This is a genomic window from Pseudomonas sp. WS 5503 (assembly GCF_012985385.1).
GTDB classification, from domain to species: domain Bacteria; phylum Pseudomonadota; class Gammaproteobacteria; order Pseudomonadales; family Pseudomonadaceae; genus Aquipseudomonas; species Aquipseudomonas paracarnis.
This window is the reverse complement of sequence record NZ_JAAQWI010000010.1, coordinates 122,744-148,369: the sequence shown is the minus strand read 5'-3', so window position 1 is coordinate 148,369 and position 25,626 is coordinate 122,744. Positions and strand designations below refer to the sequence as shown.

21 protein-coding genes are annotated in these 25,626 nt (G+C 52.8%); all 21 read left to right on the top strand.

Annotated features, from left to right (window positions below):
* Positions 1-2 precede the first annotated feature (2 nt).
* The 21 genes from HBO10_RS24005 to HBO10_RS23905 all read left to right on the top strand — a co-directional run bounded on the left by HBO10_RS24005 (position 3) and on the right by HBO10_RS23905 (position 25,594).
* The gene (locus tag HBO10_RS24005; protein ID WP_153045957.1) at positions 3-419 is read left to right on the top strand and encodes a hypothetical protein; all 417 of its coding nucleotides are present in this window, start codon (positions 3-5) and stop codon (positions 417-419) included.
* A 1-nt stretch (position 420) separates the two neighbouring features.
* A complete protein-coding gene (locus HBO10_RS24000) occupies positions 421-1,101 on the top strand; it encodes a hypothetical protein (RefSeq protein WP_011922840.1) in 681 nt (226 codons plus the stop codon).
* A 2-nt stretch (positions 1,102-1,103) separates the two neighbouring features.
* Positions 1,104-2,897 (top strand): GspE/PulE family protein, encoded by a 1,794-nt coding sequence (locus tag HBO10_RS23995; RefSeq protein WP_011922841.1) that lies wholly within the window; start codon positions 1,104-1,106, stop codon positions 2,895-2,897.
* 275 nt (positions 2,898-3,172) lie between these two features.
* On the top strand, positions 3,173-3,640 hold the full coding sequence (locus HBO10_RS23990) for a prepilin-type N-terminal cleavage/methylation domain-containing protein (protein WP_169904158.1): 468 nt from the start codon (positions 3,173-3,175) through the stop codon (positions 3,638-3,640).
* Between the two features lie 15 nt (positions 3,641-3,655).
* Entirely contained in the window at positions 3,656-4,825 is a 1,170-nt protein-coding gene (locus HBO10_RS23985) for a type II secretion system F family protein (protein WP_169904159.1), read from the top strand.
* Positions 4,822-5,346: a prepilin-type N-terminal cleavage/methylation domain-containing protein gene (locus HBO10_RS23980; protein ID WP_169904160.1), complete on the top strand. Its 525-nt coding sequence runs from the start codon at positions 4,822-4,824 to the stop codon at positions 5,344-5,346. Before HBO10_RS23985 ends, HBO10_RS23980 begins: the two co-directional genes overlap by 4 nt.
* Entirely contained in the window at positions 5,330-6,340 is a 1,011-nt protein-coding gene (locus HBO10_RS23975; RefSeq protein WP_169904161.1) for a prepilin-type N-terminal cleavage/methylation domain-containing protein, read from the top strand. Before HBO10_RS23980 ends, HBO10_RS23975 begins: the two co-directional genes overlap by 17 nt.
* Before the next feature lie 154 nt (positions 6,341-6,494).
* Positions 6,495-7,577: an SPASM domain-containing protein gene (locus tag HBO10_RS23970; RefSeq protein ID WP_169904162.1), complete on the top strand. Its 1,083-nt coding sequence runs from the start codon at positions 6,495-6,497 to the stop codon at positions 7,575-7,577.
* Positions 7,577-8,719: an SPASM domain-containing protein gene (locus HBO10_RS23965; protein ID WP_169904163.1), complete on the top strand. Its 1,143-nt coding sequence runs from the start codon at positions 7,577-7,579 to the stop codon at positions 8,717-8,719. Before HBO10_RS23970 ends, HBO10_RS23965 begins: the two co-directional genes overlap by 1 nt.
* Positions 8,716-9,834: a radical SAM protein gene (locus HBO10_RS23960; RefSeq protein WP_169904164.1), complete on the top strand. Its 1,119-nt coding sequence runs from the start codon at positions 8,716-8,718 to the stop codon at positions 9,832-9,834. Before HBO10_RS23965 ends, HBO10_RS23960 begins: the two co-directional genes overlap by 4 nt.
* Before the next feature lie 240 nt (positions 9,835-10,074).
* Positions 10,075-10,449: a hypothetical protein gene (locus tag HBO10_RS23955; protein ID WP_169904165.1), complete on the top strand. Its 375-nt coding sequence runs from the start codon at positions 10,075-10,077 to the stop codon at positions 10,447-10,449.
* Between the two features lie 12 nt (positions 10,450-10,461).
* The gene (locus tag HBO10_RS23950; RefSeq protein WP_169904166.1) at positions 10,462-11,952 is read left to right on the top strand and encodes a hypothetical protein; all 1,491 of its coding nucleotides are present in this window, start codon (positions 10,462-10,464) and stop codon (positions 11,950-11,952) included.
* Positions 11,953-11,994: 42 nt separating this feature from the next.
* On the top strand, positions 11,995-13,053 hold the full coding sequence (locus HBO10_RS23945) for a hypothetical protein (protein WP_169904167.1): 1,059 nt from the start codon (positions 11,995-11,997) through the stop codon (positions 13,051-13,053).
* Between the two features lie 109 nt (positions 13,054-13,162).
* Entirely contained in the window at positions 13,163-14,782 is a 1,620-nt protein-coding gene (locus HBO10_RS23940) for a radical SAM protein (RefSeq protein WP_169904168.1), read from the top strand.
* A 76-nt stretch (positions 14,783-14,858) separates the two neighbouring features.
* Positions 14,859-16,688 carry a hypothetical protein gene (locus HBO10_RS23935; RefSeq protein ID WP_011922853.1) on the top strand — a complete coding sequence of 610 codons (1,830 nt, stop codon included), beginning with the start codon at positions 14,859-14,861 and terminating at the stop codon, positions 16,686-16,688.
* Positions 16,685-20,116 (top strand): PEP-utilizing enzyme, encoded by a 3,432-nt coding sequence (locus HBO10_RS23930; RefSeq protein WP_169904169.1) that lies wholly within the window; start codon positions 16,685-16,687, stop codon positions 20,114-20,116. The genes HBO10_RS23935 and HBO10_RS23930 overlap by 4 nt, the downstream gene beginning before the upstream one ends.
* Before the next feature lie 100 nt (positions 20,117-20,216).
* Positions 20,217-21,752: a radical SAM protein gene (locus tag HBO10_RS23925; RefSeq protein ID WP_228758998.1), complete on the top strand. Its 1,536-nt coding sequence runs from the start codon at positions 20,217-20,219 to the stop codon at positions 21,750-21,752.
* Positions 21,749-22,945 (top strand): SPASM domain-containing protein, encoded by a 1,197-nt coding sequence (locus HBO10_RS23920; protein ID WP_169904171.1) that lies wholly within the window; start codon positions 21,749-21,751, stop codon positions 22,943-22,945. Before HBO10_RS23925 ends, HBO10_RS23920 begins: the two co-directional genes overlap by 4 nt.
* Positions 22,942-23,586, top strand: a complete 645-nt coding sequence (locus HBO10_RS23915; protein ID WP_169904172.1) for a 2OG-Fe(II) oxygenase — start codon at positions 22,942-22,944, stop codon at positions 23,584-23,586. The genes HBO10_RS23920 and HBO10_RS23915 overlap by 4 nt, the downstream gene beginning before the upstream one ends.
* The gene (locus HBO10_RS23910; RefSeq protein ID WP_169922122.1) at positions 23,583-24,362 is read left to right on the top strand and encodes a hypothetical protein; all 780 of its coding nucleotides are present in this window, start codon (positions 23,583-23,585) and stop codon (positions 24,360-24,362) included. Before HBO10_RS23915 ends, HBO10_RS23910 begins: the two co-directional genes overlap by 4 nt.
* The gene (locus HBO10_RS23905) at positions 24,347-25,594 is read left to right on the top strand and encodes a radical SAM protein (RefSeq protein ID WP_169904174.1); all 1,248 of its coding nucleotides are present in this window, start codon (positions 24,347-24,349) and stop codon (positions 25,592-25,594) included. The genes HBO10_RS23910 and HBO10_RS23905 overlap by 16 nt, the downstream gene beginning before the upstream one ends.
* Positions 25,595-25,626 lie beyond the last annotated feature (32 nt).

Sequence of the window (25,626 nt, the reverse complement as noted above, 5' to 3'; positions counted from 1 at the left end):
ACTTGGCGATGATTTCTGTAGTTTTCATCAGTCTCAAAGTGACGATGTCGCTGAGTGAAGACCGAAAGCTACCTAATGACTACAAGCAGATAGATCGTGTCAATAACGGGTTACAGAACGAAATTGATGCCATTAATAAGCTTCCGGTACTGCCGAAGCTTGAAAGCTCATGGAAAATGGCCAGTGCTACCGCTGCGATCCACAGAGTTTCTTTCAAAGCTCTGGATGATCAAGCCAAAAGTGAACAAGCCAATACTTATTCTGGGCCTCTCCGAAACTGGACGGCTCAAGTAAGCGGCTCGCCGCGGGCTGTACTTGGAGCCGTGAAAAAAATCCAATCTGAGGTTCCGACGTTCTTGTATGACTACACGATCTCAGGCGGAATCATGAAGTTAAACATCACTGTTGTAGGGACCTGAGATGAAATTCTTTCCTAACTTATTGGTAATGGCAGTGACTGCTGTTGTTGCATGTCCGATCTTCGCAGATGATGCTGACCAGGTACTTGACCGTCAGAAGACCCTCAGTGCAATGGAATACAAGCGCGACCTCTTGAAGATCCAAGCCGACATGGCTGAAACCTATAAGAAGATGTCCGATGCCAGTTTCATTGTTGATAATGAAGGTAATCCACTTGGGGTGGAAAGCATCCAGAAACTGGGCGTAGAGGTGCGCAAGCAGGGCCGAGTTTCCGAGGTCAACCCGTTCCAGAGTTCTGGCTCACCAATCGTCCCCAATGCGATGCCCTTCATGCTCGATCAGCCGACCATGAGCGGGGCCGTACCCAGCACGCCGAATTCCGCTTTTGGCAATCAGCAGCGTCTACAACAGGCACCCTTGCCGAATCAAGAGCGTCCAGAACCACAAAAGCAGCCGGCATCTGATGACGACGATAAGAAGATCCTTTCTCTCCAAGAAGTTCGCGGCGACTCAATCATTCTCAGAACCAATGACGGCGACCGGATCCTCCGTGTTGGTGAGAAGGTCTATGACCTCACTCTGACTCGCTTCTCAGTTGATAAAGCATATTTGAAGGGGCCTAAGGGAACCCAGGTAGTTTCAATTGACTGGACATCTTCCAAGCGCTATGCGGACGACTGACTATGAGCTCTGAAAACATACGATCTATTGAGCTTCAACAGAAGAAAATTCTCAATCTTCTAGTTTCCGAGGGGAAGATCACCAATTCACAGGCTCAGTCGTTACCGCCGTCTGAGTCCGTTGAGTCGATCATCCCAGACATTGCTCGGATGACGAATAACGAGGACGCATTAGTTGCTGCTGTAGCAACAGCATTGAGTCGTCCTGCATTTGTCGAGGTTGAAGAGGGGCGGAAAGCTGTCCTACCGGGCCCCTCTGAAAACTACTGCGTTTACGATGGCATTGTGTTTCTGACCAATCCTCTGGATCAGCGGTCCATTTCACGAGCTTTGGCTTGGGCCCGTCAGAAAAAGAACGAAGGGGAGCTGAAGACCGATAGCGAGCTTCGTGTTGGCGTCATTGGTGCAGCCAAACTAGACGGGTTACGCAACACCGTTATCGATGATGATGAAGTCATCACCGCAGATGGTGAACAAGCTAAACAGCTTGCTGCCAAGCGTATTGACGACATGATTCGTGAAGCTGCATCGAAGGACGCTACCGATATCCATCTGCAGCCCACGCAGGGTGATCGGGTTCAGGTGCGCTATCGCATCGATGGTGATCTTCGAACCCAAAGAACCTATTTAAACACCCTTCATGACTCTATCTGCCGGGTGGCGATTGAAACTCGAAGCAACCTGATTCTTGAAACAGGTACTCCCCAGGACGGCAAATTCAGCTTCGATTTGACGGGCAATAAAAAAATCAACCTACGGTTGAGCTCTTTGCCCGTCCAGCGCGGCTCTGATAAAGCGCTGAAGCTAGTGTTGCGTCTTCTCGGAAACAACACCCAGCTTTCTAGCCTTCCGCAGCTTGGCCTTTCGAAGCGCAACGAGGACATCTTGCGACGGCTAGGTAACCAGCCTAACGGTCTCATAGCTATGACCGGGCCGACTGGTTCTGGAAAAACAACCACGCTCAGCGCTGTGCTCGTTGATGCATATCGCAATAACCCTGATCGTAACTACCACACCATCGAAGAGCCGGTTGAAATTCAGCATGAGGGGATGTCGCATACTGAGTGCGGGAAACATCTGACTTTTGCTGACGCGCTTCGGGCCCTTTTGCGGCAAGACCCTGACGTTATTTACGTTGGTGAGATGCGTGATGAGGAGACGGCTGATCTGGGATTCAAGGCATCTCAAACTGGTCACTTGGTGCTAACTACCCTGCACACTAACAACGCCCACGAGTCGATCGGTCGACTTGAGCGAATGAACATCCCGCTGGACATAATCGCTTCCAACACCTCTGCGTTTGCAGCCCAACGGCTAGTACGCCGACTTTGCAGCGGTTGCAAGGTTGAGTACAGATTAAAAGATTCTGCGGCCCAGGCTTCGCTCTATGGTCTGAACCAGATATTCAATGGGGACACCGATGTCTGCCTCTATCGCGCCAACCCCAAGGGTTGTGAGAAGTGCGGGCATGAATCGGGTGGCATGAAAGGCAGGGCTGGCATCTTGGAAATCCTTGAGTTCACGCCTGATATCCAGGAAGCAATCCTGGCTGGCGTGCCGCCTAACACCATGCGCAGGAACGCAATTGCGGACGGCTCCTTCCTCGATCTCTGGGACGATGGTTTGCGTCTGGTCAAGGCCGGCATCACCAGCTTCGAAGAGCTCGAAAAGCATCTGCGTCCTTATTTGACTGACCGCCTAAGTGCAGGCCGGGCAAGTCAGCATGGGGCCAAGGGCTTGTCACATCCGGCCGGGCAACAAACACCTTCGCATCTTCGAATTCAGCCACAGCTCTGACCTTTACTGAGTGGCGACACCTATGGAATTTGGGAAGGGTGTTTTGGATAGCGTGTCCCCACAACATCCAAGACAATCTTGCAGTGCAGATATCTCCCGGAAAACAGGGCGATGGATGGCATTCGGATGGGGGATTTCGATTCACCCCTGTCCTGCATGAGGTCTTTAGCTCTGTCATGGACGGCCGCCTCGGCGGTACCAGTAGCACCTAGCAGCAGATTCAGCTCACATCATCTGCGTTTACAAACAGTCATGAAAACCGAGGCAACTCCGAGATGAAACACCAACACCGAGTTTCAAACCAAGCGCTGAAAGTTCAGAAGGGCTTCACCCTTCTGGAAATCGTAATCGCAATCGCCATCCTGGCCATGCTGGCTGCGTACATTCTGCCTGGCTTGCTCCAGAACAAGGAAGACGCCAAGTACAGCACCGCGCTGACACAGCTCGAGAAAGACTTCCCGTCCGCCATTACGCGTCAGGTATCCCGTACCAATACCTGCTCCAGCACCTCGATCACCAAACAGCTGCTGCTCGCGCGTGGCCTGCCGACCACCACCGTATGGAACACTGACTGGAGTGTCGCTGGTGTGACCTCGAACACCGTCACCATCAACTACACCATCGATTCAACGGATGCCAAAACCGCTTCTGATATGGCAACCGCCCTTTCCTCGAATAACAACGTGCAGTCGGCAACTGCCTCTGGTAACACCCGGATCGCTGTCACTTACCGCTGCAACTGATCGGGAAATGAGATAATGGCTTACTGGCAGATTCGCTACATCGGAGAGTCCGGCTCCATCGAAACTTCTTCGTCAATCAAAGCAGAGAGTCGCGAGCAAGCCATTACTCTCTCCGGTCGCCCCCCGGCCTTCATCCAGCAAGTAAAGATTGATCACCTGGGTGCTGTAAAGGCTACGTTTGAGAAACGATTCCAACTTGTTGAACAGGTTCTGATTCTCTCTGCAATTGGTTCAAAGCTGGCGAGCGGTAAAACAATCGGCAAGGCAATCAAGGAGTCGGTCGATCATGAGCGTCTTGGCATTACCTACGCCGAGCTAGATCAGTGCGAAACCCCCAAAGAATATTTTACCAAGCTGCGGTTTGATGAAACCGCAATCTTGGTTGCGGACGCCGGCGAGAAGGCAGGAAAGCTATCCGAATCGCTCTTCAGAGCTTCAAAAGCTATTCAGGAGCGGATTAACGCCAAGAAAGAATTCGGTAAGGCCATGCAGCAAGGCCTCCTCTATACGGTCCTGGGATGCTTGTTCATGATTGGTATCCCGCTATGGGCTGGCGGCACAATGCACGACTTCATTGAGGTTCAACGCATTCCGCTTAAACTCAACAGCATGAGTAAAATGATCATGTTTCTGTACATGGTCTACACCCAGTATTTTGTCTTCTTGATTGCTGCAGTCGCCGCTACCTATGTATTCCGGGAGAAAATCTGGGACAACATTCGTACGCTGCCGATCTTTTCATTCATCAACGACCGGATGAAGATCTCCCGAGGACTCGATTTTGTAACCTCTTACCAGCTGTTACTGGGTAGCGGTTTCAACAACCTTCAGAGCTTTCGGTTTCTCGCAGTGCGATCGAAGGGGCTTAGCCATCGCCTTTACCTAGAGGCGGCTGACCGGTTGACTGAAGGCCGTCAGCTCTCTGATGTGTTTGACAGTCCGGAATGGCCCACGATTGTCCATCAAAACTTGCAGGGATTCGAGGAACAGGGCCCCAGCGGCCGGGATATGATCCTCTCGAATCTCAACGAAGCCTTGCGTGCCTATTACCTCGAGTATTCCTCACGTGTCAGTAGAGCGGCTTCGATGCTCGGTTTTGCAATGATGATTCTCACCATCATGATGTTCGCAATCGGGTTCTACATGCCGATTGTAAACCTCAACTCAGCGTTGAAACAGATGTGAGATCTCGCGATGCCCAAGCGGGCTTCACTCTTTTGGAGATCATTTTCGTGCTGGCTATCATGGCAATCCTCAGCACTGCGATCTTGCCCCCAGTACTTGAGCGGATCACCGAGGCAAAGGTAGAGGGGTCTATCGGGCAAGCTCAAATGATTTTGCAGATTTGCGAGATCGCTAGAACGAAAGTTCTGGCTACATCTGTAGATGCCCGGGGCCGATACACCCATACCTATGGCTCTCTAGATAACTGGGCATCGACCACGGTGCTTCAGTCGAAGCTGACCACCAACTACGACCTGGCTACAAAAAATGCCCTTGGTTCCCAGATCCTGGTGAAGTTCGACGCGGCCAGGTGCTACGTGGCAGTTGACCTACCGTTCCTACAGAGCGACTACGGTGGCTATTCAACCGAAACTGTAGGTGGGAAGACTCGGGTGATAGTCACCACGCGAATCAAGAATTCCTCATACCCATCTTGGGTTGTCAATCAGAAACGGATTTTGCACGATGAAGAAACACGCTGATCGCAGTAGAATCAAAGCTCAGGCGGGCTTCACACTCATCGAGCTGTCAGTAGTTTTGTCAATTCTCGCGCTTATGGCTGTGTTTACGGTTCCTAAGCTTATGGAGTCGATCAACGAGAGGCGCGTCAGCTTGACTATTCAAGAGACGCAAACTTTCTTGGATGCTGTGCGCACATATCGAATGAAGAATGGGGTCTGGCCGGCCAGTCCAAGCTGCACAGACGCCCAGATCGTGCTTCAAGGTACGGCCCCACCGATGCTCGCGGGAGTTGCCAACAAGAACAAATTCAACTCAGCCATTAACACCTCTTGCACCGTTTACACCTTCAGCATTTCTCAAAACATTATTGCGGACTGGGATGGGGATGTTGCGAACGGTTTGCCTGCGACCACTATCACAAATACGTCAAGCCATACTGTTAGGACAACTATTGGTGTCCCAGGTACAGAGCCGGCCCTTGATTCGAAATTGAGTCGCATCGCAACTGGTGATCCCGAAGACAACAGAATGAAAACTGCTCTCCTGATGGGGCAGCAAACCATTGCAGAAGGTGGTGATATTCAGCTTTCCAAGGTCAACCCTAAGGTTACCGCTTTGAATGGGGAGCTAGAGCTTGCATCCGGCTCGGGAAGCGTAAGCATCGCGACTAACAATATTCTGACAGTTGACAATATTAAGATTAGGTCGAGGAATAACGCTCTCCTTTCGGATCTGCTACCGAACTATGTTCAGAAAGGCACATACCTTGTCAGACATGGCTGGGGCGTTATAAAGCCGACTTGCTCGAATGGAGGTCTCCCTAGGGCTTCGTTACGGCCTGGCATGATGTCTGGTGGTTACGACCCTGGTGTCACTGGTAGCGGTATTTTCGGGTTCGTGTACCGGCTTATCGACAACGGAAGCATGTGGGTTGTCCAGACGGATATCTGGGGGACCGCGGAAGAGCGGAACAAGCTGGACTCGCTCGTAGACGTGTACTGCTATTACCCCTAAGCCTCACAAGAGGCGTTCGCCACTATAGGTTAACTGATAAGTGCCGTACTCAGTCATCATCGCCAAGCCCACAAAGGACTGCAATGCAGATTGCACTTACTGTTCTGCGCCTCCCGACGGCAATGCAGGGTGGACCTTCGACGATTTCCGGAAGATGTTCGATCGGCTTGTTGATTCCTTCACCCCTAACGTGCAGTGGATCTGGCACGGCGGGGAGCCGATGCTCATGAAGCCTGAGTTCTACATCAAGTGTGCTGAATACGCTCGGGCGCGCCACCCTGGTGTGAAGTTTGCTATTCAGACCAACCTTCTGGCCTACAAGTCCTCGCGCTGGAAAGATGTCTTTGAAGACGTCTTTGAAGGTCGTATCTCAACCAGTTATGACCCTTATAAGCGCTACCGCACTGTTAAGGGGTCGGCTGACACATACGACAGATTGTTCTGGCGCGCTATGGATGCGGCGATTGGCGATGGGTTTCGTCCACTTGTCATCGGTGTGTATGACGAAGGTGCTGCCCCGGCTGCAATGGAGATGTATGACCGAGCTAAGGCCTATGGTGTATACGGCTTCGACATTCGATTCAACTACGCGTATCCGGCCGGTCGGGTCAGAGATTCTGGCATGCTGATAAAACCAAACACGTATGGTCAGATGCTGGTAGATCTGTACGATCGCTGGGTCAAGGATCTGCCTATTTTCAACATCACGCCTCTGGATCAGATGCTCCAGAAGGTTGCTGGTTACCGAAGCACTCTGTGCCCTTGGACGAAGTCTTGCGGCGGTAAGTTTTTAACCATCGATCCAGACGGTTCAGTATTCAATTGCAGTGAGTTCAGTGACCTTGGTGATGAGCGCTACCGATTTGGCAATATTCTGACGGGTGAGGTCCAAGGTTCCACTCCTGTAGAGGTAAAATTCTACCCGCCGGCCGAGATCGTTTCTGCCTTAGCTGCGTCGCCTGCGTCCAAAGAGATTATGCGGCGTCAAATAAAGTTTCCGGTCGACTGCCGGTCTTGTGATCATTTCATCGAATGTGAAGGTGGTTGCGCCCGAGATTCGGTTTTGTTTGAGCGCGGCATGGGTGGCAAGTTTGGATACTGTGAGAGCTGGAAAATGGTTTTCACCAGGCTCAAGGAATCAGTGGCAAGCGGCGAGGCTGATAAGCTGCTTTTGAAGCTTGGCATCACCCCTGCGGATGCTCACTCGCGCATTTCAGACCTGAGCAAGGTGTCCTGATGCTCCAGGTCTACTTGAAGCCAACAAATTACTGCAATGTTGGGTGTGATTTCTGTTACCTGCCTGATGAAGTCAGGTCCAATAAGAAACGAATGACAACGGAGACGTTGGAGCACTCGCTGCAGCTGATCCGGGATCTTGCTGCACGAGAGGGGCACGACCGTGTATCGATCCTCTACCATGGTGGCGAGCCTCTTACTCTGGCCTCAGAAGTATTGTTCGAATTCTCTGATGCCGTGCGTCAGGGGCTTGTTGGGCTTGAAGTACAAGAATCTATCCAAACCTCATTGATCCCTCTGCGCCCGGGCCACATTGCTTTTTTGCGTGAGCGTTGCGGCGCCTTCATTGGCTCCTCCATCGACTTTTCTGGCCGAACTATCAATGGTTCTAGCAGCCGGTACGTAGACCTTTGGATGGATAAGGTTCAGTTGGCCCGGGACAATGGCCTCGAGGTTGGACCTGTCATGGTGCCGACCCGCGGCGAGCTAGGCAGGGCGCCCGAGATCTACGCATGGTTCAAGAGCAATGGTTTCAAACATTTCAACATCGAACGCTACAACAGCCAAGGCGGTGATGAGAATCGCCCTGATAACCGTGAGCACGCAACATTTCTCCGTGATTTATTCGACATCTCGATGGCTGACCTACGTCAGTTCGGCTCGTGCGTTACCAACAATGCTGTGGGTGCCTCGATAGCCGGTGTATTGAACGGGCAGCCAGGAGAGCGTTGGGGCGGGACTTGCCAGCGTGACTTTCTTGTAATAAATCCGGACGGCTCTCTCAACTCATGTCCTGACAGGATGGAGTATGAAGTCGACGCCTGGCCTAAGGCCTCTGATGGTATCGATGCATTTCAGTCTAGCCCTGCGCGCAAGGGTTGGATCAGAGTCCAGCATATCGAGCACGTCGAAAACCACTGCCGAAAATGCGAGTTCCGGAGCTGGTGCAAGTCCGGCTGCCCGATCACTGCGCATCAGGTGCATTCAGGACTGGGTGAGTGCGCTGGATATCGATCGCACTTAAACCATGTCCAGGATTTTCTGAGCTCGGCGGATGGAGTCCGGCTGGCTTCTTCATATCTAGCGGCAGCTGGAATATACGGGTACGACCCCTACACCTACGGCATAGAGCGTATTCAGTGAGCATCGGCGCACCTGATTTCGATCACATGGTTTACGTGCGACTGATCGAGGCCTGCAACCTACATTGCGAGCACTGCTTTATCCCAAACAATCCAAAGCGGATGAGTTGGGCGCAGATTGAAGCAATTCCGGCTAAGGTCAAAACCTTCGCTGTTCCAGGTAGCACCATCCTGTTTCAAATGCATGGCGGGGAGCCAACTCTCGTAGGTGTCGAGTTGATGCGTAAAGTTGTTGTATACCTGCGATCGAATCTTGAGGGATTCAAGGTCGTGTTCTCACTGCAAACAAATCTGATGAACTTCGACCTCAGGTGGGCCGACCTCTACAGAGATTTTTTTGACGGCGTTGTAGGCGTTTCTTGGGATCCGGTTATTCGTCGTACCAAGGCCAGCAAGCCTGGGTCCAATGTAGATTTCGAGGAGCGGTTCTGGCGAAATATGGAATCCCTGCAGAGCGCTGGGCTTGAGCCGTACATGGTGATTACAACCACCAAGATCCTGATGCAACGGTTCAGAAACCCCTCAGACCTAATCGACTACCTTCGCTCGAAAGGAATCCGTCACGTTCACTTTGAGAGGCTGACTAGGACCGGATATGCAATCACCAATTGGGATCGTATCGGTGTGACCAACCGCCAATACAGTCTTTGGATCGCCCGGTTCGCTATGGCTTATTCTCGGTATATCGCGACTCCTCGAGATCACTACCAGGATATTCACATATCCCCACTAGACGGCTTGACTGAAAGCGTCCGGAGGCTTCGCAGTGGGCAGCGTGGAGGCTATGGATGCTTGTCTGGCGCTTGTGATACCCGGTTCCACACCTTTGACGATGGCGGCTACTACAAAGCTTGTACTGCACTCACATCCGAATCAAATAACCGTAACGCCATAGGCAGATCTGATGCCCAGCCGACTCGACTAGTTGAGATGCGCGAGGATCGCCAGATTGACTGTTATAGCTGTCAATTCAAGCCAATCTGCAGTTCAGGCTGCATGGCGACACCAAAAACGGATGAGAGCGGAGAGTGTGCCGGTGGGTTTACCGCGTTCAAGCTCATCAACGAGCAAATGGCTTTGGCTGAGCAGCCATCGCTGATTGCAGTCGCGGGATAGAACCCCTTGGGATCTTGAATAATTCGGTAGTGTCGTTTTGGCTTCGTGATTGGGAAACCTGAATGTACTATCCCGATGTACTCCCACGTCCACCATTAGCTTGGTGAGCTGGGCGAGACTTCTGGTCGGGAATGGTCAGGACCTCTGAAGTATTGCTACATCCAAGTCCGGTTCCATCGGCAATGGGTGAGTAGTCGGTGCCGTATGGGCCGCGTTGATAATCTGGAGAGAAGGCGAATAATGAGTAAATTTACTCCCAACAGGGTGCTGGCTACTTTGGCCGTGAGCGCGATCGCGGTAGCGGCGTTCAACAGCGTTGAAACCAGATTCACAATCAACGAGACCCAGGCCGAACTGGAAGCTGACCACAACGTCGCCCAGATGCGGAAGCTGCTCGAAATGAACCCGATCAAGCCAATGGTAGAGCGGCATGCTGACACTCTGAACAGCGTCGTTAAGCACGAGGCCGTCCCGCGGATCAACAACATGCTTCTGGCCGCTACAGCAACCGCCAAGGACATGGACTCCACGAACGTCGGCAATTGGGGCTATTGCCATAGTGCATGCCATGGCGCATGTCACGGTGCATGTCACGGTGCACGAGGCTGGCGCTAAGGCAATATGAACATGACCCCCCCTGAATCGACCCAAACTGATGACGCAGCTGCCCTGACGGGCTCTCATTTGCCGGAGTCTGCAACCACTGTGGCTGACAATGTAGACATACCCACCCAGGTCAGCGACGACCAGGTTGACGAATCGATACCCGAAGAATTTCGGTACAACCTTGTGTTCAACAAGAAGGTGTCTGAGCTTCGTGCGCTGTTCGAGGAGCAGCATCGTCAGATCCGGGAGGAGGGTGCTGAAAAGCCAAAACGCGACGTTGCTTATCAATCTGTGATCTGTGACGAGCAGTTGAATCAGATTCCACTTGACGCCCGCTCCATTGGCCTGCTTGTTCAAGCTGATGACCAAAACCCTGCAATGCTGAGCGAAAACTTTGAGTTCAGCCTTATCCTCGCTATGGGATCGTCATCGCCTGGCACAATTGATGTGCCTTTTGACACGTCGGTGGATACGCGTGAAATCCTCTACCAGGCTGAGTCTGCTGGTTTTGGGGTTAATCTACTTCCCCCGGCGAACGCTACGGTTATTAATGCCGAGGTTGAGGCATATTGTGACCTCATTCGTGATTACGGTCGGATCTCGTTGCATGGCCAGAGCTGCAATATCCGGGTGTCGCCGATCGATGGTTACATGGAGTACCTGCTGTACGCAGAGCTTGGCTACAAACCAAAGGTCATCTCCACCGACGAGATGATGAACTTGCTCTACACCGATACCATGCCCGAAGTCGTTATGGATCATGTTAAAGCGTGCATCGCGGAGGTCGTGATTGAAGTCCTAGGCCCGGACTTCATGAAAGACCTCGTTGTAAACACTGTAAAAGCCCTGCACCTGAAGGATTTACAGTTCATGGAAGCTCGGGCCAGTATCCTTGAAGCTGAGTTGGATACCCGCACTCCGTTTCCAAACATGATTCGCATCCTGGCTGAGGCTACGGGGCTTCGCGGTGCCGACGCGGCCGGATTACTGTTCGAGCTTAAGAACGCAATCCACACAGTGCTCGATAAGTACCTACCATCTGACCCAGTAGTAGAACCAGAGCCCGAAAATTCCACCGCCTCCAGTGCTGAAGTTAAGAATGCAGATGGAGTTCAGCAGGTCGACCCAGAGGAAAAAGTACCTGCAGAGGATTCAGGTATGCGCGTTCGAGCTCCTAATACCAAGCAAGCGGATTTGGCCAAAGCTTTGTGCCTGATGGCTAGTTCTGTTGCTGGAGGCCCTGACGCTCTCAAAGCTGTTTGGGCTTCCATCGAGTCTGCGACTCAGCTCGATCAGCGGATCAACCTTGACCGTGAAACCACCCTCCCAAGTTTGGCTGCAGGTCGTGTAGCTGATGCTCTTGGTGTTGCACCAAAGGTCGCTGCCTTGGCTGCAGGTGAGCTTGCGACACTTCTTCAGGTTGTTCTCGAAGCTGGCGGTGCTATAGAGCCGCCACCACCACCTGCCACGCCCAAGCCCACCCCACCCAGTGGCTTGATCGCTGTCGGTTAAGTCCCGGCTGGCAGCAGTAAGCTGCCAGCCTATGAGGCATGCATGCGCTCAGAAGCTATCGGATTCATCAACGTAACCCGACAGTGCAATGTTGACTGCAAGCGGTGCTATCTCACTGAGGAGCACCGGGCCATTAAAGAGCGGTTGCCGGTCGCCACACTCCAGCAATTCCTCCAGTCATCATTTTGGGCAGACCGAGACTGCACCCTCATTTGGGAGGGTGGCGAGCCTTCAGTGATTGGGCCGCAGGCGATGCAACTTTTAGTTGATACAGCCCGTCGCCTGCTGCCAAGCGCAAGGCAGACCATGGTTACAAACTGCTTTTCAGTGCCAGACTGGCTATTGGCAATGGTTCATGAAGAGTTTGATGGGCTGGTCGAAACTACCTATGCACTTGGCAACAAATTCAACCTGGCCGGATCTGAAGTCATCTATCAGGAACGGTTTCTTTCCGGCCTCAACAAGTTCTGGTCCGCTGGGGTCCCTTGCGTTGTCAACGTTGAGCTCAATGCAGAGACGGTTCAGGCTGGAGCGGATGCCCTTGTGGATGTCATGCTTCAAAGTGAATGCAAGGTATGGGAGTTCGACATTTCTGTCGACTTCGCTTCATTCTTGAAGACACCCGTATATCACCCCGCCAGTACGCCGGCATTACCGCTCACTGTTCCATACCAGAAAGCCTGGTCATTCCTCGCAGATCTAAGGGAGCGGCATTATGCACGGCTGACTCGGGCCGGCATCACAATTGGTGTGTTCGAGCAGAATCCTGATGCGGGCAACCTTCAGTTCAATGTGCTTTCCGAGGATCGGTTCCTAACCCTGAATCCAGACGGCACAGTCACTACCAACCCGCTGTACTCTGACCTCGAAGGCACCATACTCGGTGATCTGCACGTTAGTTCGCTCGACTCCATGATTATTTCACGAAACCGGCTATCCCGAATTTCCCATGAGCGCAGAAGAATTAGGGCTTGTCACGGGTGTGAGCATGTCAGCTATTGCGGTGGCGGACCGGCGCATGTGCCTGTTTTTGATGGCTCGGGCGAGTGTGCCGGCGGACTCAGCATCTGGAATTCTTCGTTGAGGATGCAAAGTGCATAAGGCGTCTCGTGTAAACCAAGCAAACATCAGCATCACCGCGACCAGGTGGTGTAACCGGCGCTGCACCCACTGTTATATCGACCCAGCTGAGCTGGGAAATCCGACGCAAATGGACGAGGCTGTATTCAGATCTGTCTTTGACAGTGTTGCTCAGCTCGTTGCGTTGGATACTGGTCTAGAGGAAGTGGAGTGGGAGTTGATCGGGGGGGAGATTACAAAGCTCCCCGTTGCATACTGGGAGCGAAACCTTCCCTATGCTTTGAATAAGTGCCGTGAATTCAATGCTGGCTTCAAAACGCCAGGATCTATCAATGTCCTGACGAATCTGATATTTGCCAACGATAAGCATCGGAGCGAGTACGTCGACCTGTTCAACACCTATGGTGACTGGCCAGAGATGGCGATCTATACATCCTGGGAACCCGACACAAATCGTTTTGGCAAAAACATGAAGCTCATGGGGCCCTGGGCTGAAACTGTGCGCGCGATCAAAGCCAAGCAGAAGATTCTCGATGTGATTCTTACGAAGACCACCGTGGCGATGGGTCCAGATTACTTACTAGAAACGTTTCTGCCGCTCGGCATAACCGACTTCAGCATCAAGATGATAAGCCCTTACGGCTCGGGGAGGGCTTTTTGGCAGCCAAATATGGTGTCTTTCAAGGAGATGAGTGACTACCTATGTCGACTCTTTGATATTGCGCCACCCGGAATCACCTTCACCCCCGCCGATGAAATGTCAGGAGCCGTTTTCCGCGGAACAAGCTATCAGTGCATCGGCAATTTTCGATACGATTTAGCTGTGGAGCCTGACGGGTTGACTACATTCAACGCTAATCAAACGACAGCTGAAGCAGCCCTTGGCGAGCGTAAGATTTATGTTGGTGATGATGATTGGGCTTACCGGGTCCTTGCAGACAACACTCAAGAGCTAGATAACAAGCTATCTAAGTACCACAGCTATTGTTTCCAATGTGAATTCCACTCTGCGTGTGCTGGCGGCTGGTACCACTACAGGGTAGCCGAGCCAGCCGATGTCCGGCCATGGGATAAAGGAGATTGTCCAGGCTACAAGCAGTTATGGACAAAGGTTAAGGATCGACACGGTTCGTTTGATCCTGTGCAGGCCAGGCATAGCTCGGAAATGCAATCGATGATGATGAGCGCTAAGGCTCAGCCCCCTTCTGAAGTCTTCCATGAGGAGGCGGTAGGGGTTGCAGGGACATTCTCAGATTGGCTGAAGCAAACCCGCGGAGCAAAAGTAAACGTGCGTGCATCGAGCAGTTTCGATAAGCCGTTGATCCAGCGACTGTGGGCTTATCAAGGTGTAGGGACGGCCACGATGATCCAGCAGGCTGAGATACACCTGCTAACAGCTACGGAGCAGCGCGTGCTCTTCGAGCACCTGGTGTATCAAGATCTATCCGCGGTTTCGGTACCTTCAGAGGCTTTATGGAGTTGGGTTGACGCCAATGGCGGTGATCCATTGGCCGACCTGCTTGCAAGAGCTGAGGTTGACCTAGAGTCTAGCGGGCTGTGCCACACAGACATATTGGTGGCCGGACACAATACCGAACTTGTCCGCTGGGTGCTCAAGTACCCGCGCCTTTCGCATTCTGGCGAGTCGAATAATGAGCGGCACCCACTCGTACAGCAGCTCGCGCACCACCTTCAGCTTGAAGCACGAGCCAAAGACAGAATTGCAAGGCGTCGGCATAACCTTAGCTGAACCTAGACCGCTTTAATGGAGCGGTTTTTTTTTGCAGAACGGCCGAAATGGGGCAGTCCCCTCCCACTATTAGGGTATGAATATCCAACCCTTCGCCCTTCCGCGTAACCGCTCAATTGAGATGATGTCGACGACCATATCGACCAACCTCAATTGCAATCTGGCGTGCCAACACTGTTACATCCAGCCAGAGCTGCTCCGACGTAAAGAGTACATCGACGAAGCGACCTTTCGGCGGGCGGTGGAGGTCATCATTGAAGCCTTCCATCTAGATCAGTCCGTTACCTACCTACACCTGGACGTACTTGGGGGGGAAGCCACCCTCATGCCTTTTGAGTTCTGGCAGCGAAACCTCCCTTGGGTGCTTGGCCAGATTGATGAGATGAACAGGATTGGTATTCAGACAGAATTCACCTTTTGTTCAAATCTGATGTGGAAGGACGATCGGTATCTAGGTCTCCTTCGTGAGTTCAAGGGGCACCCCGCAATGGATATTGCGATCCCCTTTGAGGGACCTGAGAGTGGGCGGTTCGGAAGAGGCATGGCCATCCTGCCTAAGTACCTCAAGCGTATAGAAGCCTTGGGCGACTGCAACATGCTCAACCTGGTGCTTGTAATGGGGCAGGGTCTAATTGATCTTGGGCCTGAGTACATCATCGAAACGTTCGTGAAGCGGGGCGTTACCGACGCAACCTGCGACATGATTTTTCCATGGGGTTCAGGGAAGGCGTATTTCGATCGAGCCCAACCTCAGTACCAGGACGTTGCCGAGTACATTTCGACACTGGCTCGGCTGGGCAAGCAATATGGATTGACGGTCGATCACCTGGACGACATGAAAAAGTCGTTACGTACGCTGTCACGGTCCCAGAACACGCTTAACGATGCTTACGAGTTCCACTGGGACCAGAGAGGGGAGCTTTCGCTCAATCCCAATCAGACCGGCACAGAGGCGCTCAAGCCCTACATAAATCTAAATGCGCACGATGCGAATGCTGCACTGAAAGTTGTTTGGGGTAACAACAGTGAGCTCGATAACAAGCTCAGCTACGAGCACGACTTCTGCCGTGACTGCCAATACCTGCAGGCGTGTAATTCCGGGTGGTATCCACACAAGGATTTACCGCCTGAAACCGTTCGGTCGTTCATGCAGAGTTCAGATGACAGCTTCAGCTGCCCAGGTTTTTTCCAGCTTTGGGAGTCACAGGCGAGTGAGAATTTTGATCCGTTAGGTGTAAGCAAGTACGCCAACGTCCGCCGTATTAAGCGAGCTCAACTCAGGAAGCAAGCTGTTGCGGATAACTCTGCTCCGCTGCGCGAGGCTGACTACACGTGCGATTACGAAGGTTATTTCGAGGCCGTGAAGGGGGCGACTCGAGTCCTACTGGAACCGATTGATATGTTCGGCTGCACCCCCCGCCAGCGCTTGTGGTTCTACGATCGCCTGCAGAAACAGATCCTCCTGCCGGACGGCAGCCTGGATGGTTTCGATGAGCGCTATTCGATTCTGGCTCACCATCTGGCAGGTAATTACCACTCGATTGCATTCAGTGACGAGCTGGTATGGGCGGCACTCAGGTCAGGTCCCACGACGCCATTGTCCCGCTATGTCATCGACGCTCTATCACTCTCTTCGTGGGCAGAACTTCCTATTGACGTCTTGGGCGGTAGCACCCGGCAAAGCTCCGGCCTAGAGGTTTCCCATAAGTTCGAGGATCTGCTCATTTGGGCCCTGTTCCGACGTCCACCGCCTGACATTCTTGCCTTGGCCTTCGCTCGGCGGCCGGCGGTGATAACTGAAGAGTCAGCCAGTTTCCTTCGTCGAATTTCAACAGTCGCAAGAGCGATTGGCGGTCGTGAACTCGGCATTGATCACAACGAACCTTCGCTAGACGGTGCCGCATGAATCGAATTTGGCTGTTGTTGCTCATTGGTGTCAGTGCTCAGGCACAGGCATTCCCAGTGATTTTGGGTGGAGCTGGTGCCCTGGCTCTGGGTGCGGGATTCCTCCCACTTCTGGGAATTGGTCTTGCCTTATATTTCGGCGTCAAGCTCTGGAAGCTCCCCCGACTTGCCCTGATTATTTGTTCCCTGGCTGGATTTTTCATTTGCGCGATCGTCTGCATCCAGTGGGCTGACGCGAATCGTGAAGCGATCCTTGCTAACACACAGAGCCTTGGAGCCCCCTCACAGCGCACTACTGACATCCCATACCCTTATGTAAGTGATGCTGCCCAAGCATTATCAGGGTCGCGCATTACCGCAGATGACTTCTACAAAGGGGTCTCTAATCGCAAGATTCGTGTCATCCGCGTCGACCTTGGCCCTCAGCTATTCAAGGATTTCGGGTTTGGAGCGACTGCGACGCAGATCCACAATAATCCTGAGCCACTGCTAGGGATAGCTAAGAAGGGAAACCAACAAGTGGTCCTGGTCGATGAGAGGGGGACTACAGCAGCTGCGATAGCTGAGGATCTGAATGAGAGATTCGGCGTTCACATACAATTTTTGGAGGGCGGCGCCAATGCTCTCAATGACTATGCGTGGGATCACTTGGCTAAGCTCGGTGATGATCATGCGGTGTTGCCAGCAGACATTCCATCGTTCAAGGAGCAGCGGAACCCAACCATCATCAGTACGACCAATCCCGATGAGTTTTTGAACTATGGCTGGCTGCATGGGCTGACGGTGACCCTTCCTGTGTTCTTGTCAGGGGCTGATGCTATTGCCGAAGCCCTTCATGGCAAGACCGTTCTCATCACTGCGGCTGAAAGTCATTACTCGGGTGATACCTGGATTTTGCTCGATATGCTTCGAGCTAGGGGTGTCGATGCCTACTTCATGCAGCCAACCCGAGAAGAGTTGCTGATCAAGCCAGCATACTTCAAGGCTTACAAAAACGCAGATCGATACTTCGGAGCAGCCCAATCGTTCGACTACGTGTTGGGTTACCAAGACGTTCGATTCCTAGACTTCCAGTCTGCTGATGATTGGGCCAGAACAAAGAACCAGTTACCACGCACTGACCATATCGACATGGAAATCGTGGCCAAAGGTGGGCTTACTCAAGCTATTGCCGGGCTGGATCAAAGCAAAGCTTACGTTGGGCTGGCATACGATCGAAGGACTTTTTATCACTCCATCCTTGCGGGCGAAATCCTGTCGGCAGGCGGAGTTAGATGGCTCGGTATCAACACAGAGCCCGGCCTCTTCAATCGAGCGGTGCTTACTGACGACGATCTCATCGACCCGGAAGCGGCGATGTACGCAAGTATCGAGGGCAGAAGCATCCGAGCTATTGGAAGCGTGTTCGGTTTGGTTCCTGGATCAGCTGCATGGGTTGTTTTCTTGAACCTGGCCATCAGTTTTATTGGTGCATTCTTAGCTGCCCGCCCACGACATCCGGCCATGAAGGTCGCCGTAGCTCTCGTTGGTACAGTGGCCACTTACATTCTCTGGCTCGCGTATCTTGAGACAACGCCGGTTTGGGCTAGCGATGATCTCATTTCAATCTCGCAAATATTGGGTGCCTTGTCAGGCTGGATTGCAGCCAAGCACTTTCTTGCCCGCCGGCAGTTCAAAACTGACGCTGTCATTGATGTTCTACCCGCGAAAATTGGTCTTCTGCAGCGGGCTGCGGAGCTTGGCTACAACGTGCAGAAGGGGTACGTGGTTTCAAACGTTGACCTCGACAGGTTTCCGCACTGGGTAACTTCAGCGCGTGTACTGGTTCGATCCGCAGCTTCCTCAGAGAGTTCGTCTGCTCAAACAATCGGGGTGTTCGAGTCGATACCTGCCCAGGGCAAGGCTGAGGTAAAGGCAGCACTGAAGACTGTTCATGCGCAGATCACTGCCGCCGGCGAAGTCCCTTTTTCACTTATCCAGACATTTATCACCGCGAGAATGTTCGGTGTAGCAATGTTTGGCACTGCTGGTGACGGTCATCTGTTCATCTGTGAAGGGGGGGTGGGCGACGCTGCTACTGCCGGCACAGGGAAGACAGAGCGTGTAGCGATACCTATCTGGAAAACTTCTGGCTTGTCGAATGACACGAAAAAGGTTCGCTCAGCACTTCTAAATCTGCACCGGGATATGGGGGCAACTTCGATTGAGTGGGCGGTGTCGGCAAATGGAGTTCTCACGATCCTCCAGGTCAGTACAGATACCCTTGGGCGACCCGGTCTTTCAAAACTGTTGAAAGGCACCAGCGGGTATGGCCGTACATCATCTAGGTTCGTTGCACTACCAGTAGACCATGGAAGCTCCGTAGGTGCCGCGGTGGTGGCCGCTATGGCGGCACCTGGTGATCAGTTCTCGGTTGGGGGAGTGCGTCTAGCTCGGGTTCGCAGTTTCGTAAGTGCTCGGGCACTTCAGCTGGCCGATATCACCTCGGTACTTGGGTCCCTGCCTCGATCTGCATTCTCCCGCGTCCCAGGAGCTCTCCTGTTGAAGGCTTTTGAATTGGCTGACAGAAAGCGTGATAGCGATCGCCGGACCCGCCAAATCTCGCTTGGCGGTCCTGATCGCGCATTGGCCGAAGCTATTGCATGTGAGCTTGCTGTCGTCTCTCGCCTTTACGGCCGCTTTAGTCGAATAGCCACGACCGCGATCGAGCTGAAGATTGAATCCCCAAGTCAGGGATTTGAACGGGCCTTGACCTCCACTTTGATCGGGCATGAGGCCAGCAAGTTCAGCCCAGACGAGACTGTAGAAATGGCATCAGTGGCAGGGTATGCAGGTGTTACCTCATACGCTCCGTTTGCCGAACCTTGCTTAGACGCTGAGCTGGTATCAAGCGTTATACAGGTAGTGGATTCCCCTCTTGCCTGGATGAAGGACAAATGCGCAGTAATGATGATGGTTGAACTTGGAAGGCTGAGTCCTGCAATTGATGAACTTTGCCGGCGCGGGGTCGCCGACCTTCTGCTAGACATCTTGCCGTCATACCTGGGCGATCTATCCGGTAACTGCCCGGTTTTTGATGAAGTGCCCAAGCAAATCCGCAAATTCTTTGAGTATGGTCAGCACCATCCGCAGGCGGGCACCAAGCCTATTGCCTGGGGCGTACCTCGCCCGGGGCTCGAATTGACACTCACAACCCCTGACAACTTTGCTGCAGGCACAGCGGTTTACTTGGAAACGACGGACATGTCCCAGCTTGCCATGATTTCGACAGCAGGTGCTCTAGTTGTCCGATCTGGCTCCTCGCTATCGCATCTTCTTCAGCACGCCCGCAGGCTGGACATTCCGCATGTTGTGGGCGTGGAATGTGGTGCAGATTTAGTTGGTAAGACCATTCGAATTGAACCTACAGGTGGGGTGTTTTGTGCATAACGCCCTAGACATGTTGAATGTGTGCATAGCGCCCACCCGATTGTGCAACCTCAGTTGCACCCATTGCTATGTCGATCCCGCCCTTTTGCGGGACAAAAGCATGATGGATGAAGGTACTTACCGCGAGTCCTTCCAGCGGATCGAGGAGTTGTTCTGTCGCGACAAAAAGGTCACCAAGATAAACGTGGAGCTGCTGGGTGGGGAGTTGACCATGATGCCCCTCCAGTTCTGGGAGCGGAACCTGCCGTGGACCCTCAAGACTATGAAGGCCTGGGAAACCCTTTATGACGCTGAGGCAGCGTTGATCTGGTGCACAAATCTTATCTTCAAAGACCCTGGTTACATTGACCTCCTCAACTCTGTCGGAACCGAGTTTGGCTACGGGATTGACATTTTTGTCCCGTGGGAGCCCGACACCAACAGGTTTCTAAAAAACGACAAACTACTTCCTCGGTATTTCGCGACGCTTGAAGCCATTACCGGTATCAAACGGAAAACACTGTGTATCACTATGAGCCGAGGAGTCATTGAGCGCGGCCCTCAATTCATCGTCGATGAGTTCGTCAGCCGTGGAATAACTGACATCAGCTGCGACATGCTGTATCCGGCCGGCAGCGGTAAGAGCTATTTCTTGAAGACCTGTACGTACGGAGATGTTTCCGACTACCTGCTTGAACTCAACTCCTTGGTTCCACAGGGTGTGACTATCAGCCCGCTTGTGGAGATGCGAACCGCTTCCCGATCAGGCGAGCACTATCACTATCCAGGCAACGACTCATACGACATAGAAATCGAGCCCAATGGGCAGGTCACGTTCAATTCTAGCTACACCGGTAATGAGTCAATTTTCCCGACCCAGACTCTATCCGTGCACGATCCACTGTTCTCAGCGAAGGCCATCTTCAATAACACTCCTGAGTACGTCTCTCGGCATCGGATGCCTTATCAAGCATGCGGGACGTGCAAATTCGCCATCACCTGCTCAGGAGGGTGGGCGTGGCATAAGGATCTCGATCCAAATATGTCATCGCTCATTGCGTCTGGCGATTGTGCTGGTTTGAAGCGCGTGTGGGACTTTGCAGATGAAACCACGGTAGGTAGGTTGGACCGAGCTGGCTATCTCAGACGAACAGAAGCTCGCCGGCGCCAGGGGGGAATGACAAAGAGGCTCGTTACGACTGCTGTGGCCAAGGGCAAGGATGTGCCACTCATTGAGGACTGCGTTGCTGGTAACTACGACAAGTATTTCACTGAGTTCGACCGGGCCAGGCTAGTAGCAATGAAGCCTGGAAAGCTCTTCGAAAAAAGGTGGGTAGAGCGGCTCTTTTTCTACGATGCAATTGGTGCCCAAATCGATGACTATCCGGGCTGGTACGTTGAAGCCGCCGACGAAGGTGGAGAAGAGCTCTATCGGCATATTGTCTATGGCAATTTTCATTTCCTCGAGTTCGACCCGGTCGCCGTTTTCAATGAGATTCGTTACCGCGGCGAATGGTATCTGTCCAAGCTGATGATGCGGACGATTCAGGAGCTTGAGGGTTGTCTGCCAGTTGGAGCGGAAACGATCGGTGGAAGCCATGAGGAGATGATCCAATTTTGTAGCCAGGTGATTCAGATGCGGGAGCGAGCAGCATGATTCCCTCACCACTCACGCTTCATATTCGAATGACAAAGGCCTGCAATGCCGATTGCGGGTATTGCAGTAGCTGGCAGGAATCGCAGTCGACACGAATGCCCGCAAATGACTTCAAGCGCTCTATCGATTTCATATTCCAGGAAGGGTTTCAAAAACTCGGTATTTCTCCGACACATCTCACTGCCCAGTACATCGGCGGAGAGATTTTGACGGTACCTCACGCAGAGCTATTGGAGTGTGTCACCTACTTGCGCGACATGGCAGCCTCACGTGGGATTCAATTTGTAGATGGTGTCCAGAGTAATCTGATTGGTTCTCCCGCCCGGGCAAAACGACTTTACGATTTGTTTGAAGGTCGGCTTGGTACTTCTGTAGATGACATGAGTGATGTCCGGACCGTTGCTGGTTCGCCAGAAAAGTACCGTCTTATTTGGAAGGAGGCTGATACCGCTCTTCGGCGTGAGCGGAGTGTGCCGGGGGCCGTATATGTCCTTGATGAATCTGGCCTAAACGGCGTAGCCCGACAAATGATGCTCTCTGCCAGAGATCAAAGAATGCTGACTCTCCGCCCGCTCTTCCAGGGGGGCACTCCAGGCCAGGTTTTGCAGGGGGCAGAGGCTACAAGGGACGCATTTGTAACAGGTTTCCGCCAATGGTTCATGCGACTACCCATCATCGTAGAGCCTTACTTCTACCTCACTCAGGCACGAGTTCGAACGCTGTCTGGCCAGCAGCAAGCTGTAGGCGCTGCCTGTGCGTTTCAGTCCGACTGCACCAAGCGGTCACTCTCCCTTGAGCCGAATGGTGATCTCTATGTATGCCAAGACATGGCCGATGGCGGAATAGGGAAGCTAGGCAATGCCCTCACAAGCATTTGGGACGCTGAAATGGTTGCAATGCTCAGTGAGCGGCCGAACCGTCTCGACGACAACTGTCGTTCGTGTCCGTATCTCACTGAATGCCAGGGTGGCTGTATGTTCGAGTCAGCAGCTCAAGGGCGTGGCATGTACGGCAGAAGCCAGCACTGCACAAGTTGGAAGTCTCTGTTCTCACTGATCGATCAAGGCGTCGCCGAGCATGGGTTAGGTGAGGTCGTTGATTGGCTTCATAGAATCGACATGCGGCACGCGAACACCAAATCAGCGGGTCTTGATAGGGCCAAACTGGCCGCAATGGTGGAGGCTGAATTTTGAAGCACCTGAATTCGATTTACAGGGATGGCTTCGCTGTAAGCTCTATCCCTAGGCACATTGCTGACGCTTTTCTGAAGGCCGCGAAGGCGGATGATTTCCAGCCCGATAAGCCTGGCAGCCCTGATGTGGTGTCGTGGGAAGAAGATGATCCCTCGCGAAGCCTGTCAGTACCGCTGGACTACCTGGGGCCCATGGAATTGATTGGTCTGGGCAAAGAGACAGAGCACATCCGGGCCCATATGGGCGACTGGAGCCGGACTAACGTGATGCTCCAGCGTGGTAAGCGTGGGGACTCGATGGGATGGCACCACGACTCCTACGACCCCATGCAGATGGTGGTGATCATCTACCTATCGGACGAAATCTGGACTCCTGAAGACGGCGGGCAGCTGTTGTTGGGTGAGGGTGACATTGACGACAAGGGAGCGCTTGTCGATCCATCAAAGGTTGTCGTGAAAGAAGCTGTGTCGCCCAACCATGGCACAGCCGTATGGCTGATTAACACGAACCCGAGATGGGTTCATAGCGTGTCTGAGATCCTTTGCGACAAGGCGCGCTACACACTGATTGGCCAATTCGGCTATCGAGAGAATGTAATGCGTGCTTACCCGCGCAAGAGATATGGAGATGATTGGCGTTGAGCAGTGTTCACCTCCCGCTGAGGCGGCTTCAATTCAGGGATGCACTAATAACGGCTCCGGTTTCGCTAACGCGTACTGGAGTTGTATTACGTGTTCTTGATGCCTTTGTGGACGGGATTTACGGGTCGCTACGTCCCGACACGATTGTGATGGGAAATGACCCCCTCGTGGGGATTTGTGCAGCCCTTTCCCTGGCCGACCAGGGCAAAAAAGTTGTCATGCTCCCAGACACACTGGACGCCAAATCATGGCCCAATCCTGACTATGGCAAAAATGCGGTCGCGATCTTCAACTCTTGGGATGAAGCGATCGCCGAGGAAGTCCGCAGTCGATTCCCGTCATTACCCTCCGGGGTCTCTATGGCCGAATGCCTTTCATTTCTCTGCAGCGCTTGCATGGCCACTAGCCGGGTCACCTTGATTGATGGTGCGACCTTTCAGACTAGTCACGGACATATCCGTGGTGAGCCAGGTCGTGAAGTGTTGTTTCCGGTACGTCCTGGAGAGCGGGATGCAGCGGGAATCAACCCTGCCTGGAAATACCTCTCAAGACGTCTACACCGAACGATCATCAACCACGATGAGATCGAATTCATCAGCGCCCGCAACGTCGTTTTGACAAGCCACCCGTCATCGTTCGTTGACTCAAGCGGGAGTGCTTACACGCGCGTTGGCCAAGCAAGATTAAACAAACCCGAGGTGGTTGATAGCGACGGACGAATCGACGACCTCCGATCAGTCTTATTTAAAGGAACGCCCCCATGCAGCCAGGCTTGACCTCAATCGGCGAAACGGGGCGCAGCACATTCCTGTTTCAGATCAACGTCACTCGCCGGTGCCAGCTACGTTGCTCACACTGCTACATTTTGTCCGACAAAAAGGACAAGAGTCCTGACATGAGCGAAACGGAGTTTCTCCACATTGTGGCTGGGATCGTCGAGCACATGCAGGCGGATCATAATTTCGCTCAGCGCTACAACCATGTCGATATCCACGTCATCGGCGGTGAACCCTCGATGCTTGGAGTCCCATTCTATGAAAGCGCATTGCCTAAAGCTAAGGCATTGCTTGCCCTGATCCCACAAGCAGTTTCATTCTCGATTGTGACCAACCTTGTGACAAAAGAGGCGCTTGATGTCGCCCGGCTGTTCGACAAGATATCAACATCCTATGAGCGGTCTACCAGGTTCACGAAGGGTAGGCAGGAAGAGATCTGGCGAAACAATGTGACCACGCTCATGAATGAATCCCGACAACCAGAAATCTACGGCCCCAAAGATTTCGCTGTCACGACTGCGCTAGTTAAGCCTGTTGTCGAAGCCGGCGCCGTTGCGATGATGGAAGAGTTGTACCAATTGGGTTTCACGAAAGTCCATTTCGGCTTCTTCATCCCATCGGGCGATGGGGATCTTAATGCAAAACTCATTCAGCCCAAGCACGCGGCAACCTCAAAGTTCTATATGGAACTGATGGACTGGTACCTGGCCAAGCGTGATCACATCGATGACCTCTGGATCAATCCTTGCGAGTCATGGCTTGAAGCTGTGTTCCGGAACGTCCCCTCGGACGACGTGGTATGTCCAATCGTCGCTGGCGCTCTGGATTTCGACTCTGACGGCCGTACGATCAGCTGTATCGAAAAGGGTGGCACTAACGACTACGTTTCCCACGGCAATGTCTTTGAGACGAGAGAGGTCATTGGGGAGGGTGGTGTTACCGAAGTTGAGTTTACGACGTCCGTCCACGATGTTCTCACTTCAAAAAGTTATTTGCGAGAGGTCGCGAAGGCACGGCGATTGCCAGAGATATGTCGTACCTGCGATGAGCGAACGCTGTGCCAGGCAAACTGCGGTGTATTGCATGAGCAGTGGAATCAGAAAGACGAATGCCCGGGCTTCAAGACCTTCATAAAGTACGTGCGCCATCTGGTCGAGGAAAAAGGCGTACTTCCAAAGTCTGTTCTCGAGCGTGAGCGCGCGATGGGAAATAACTTGATTGCGGTGGGGTGAAAGTGGACGAGTCTAGAACACCAGGATTCTTC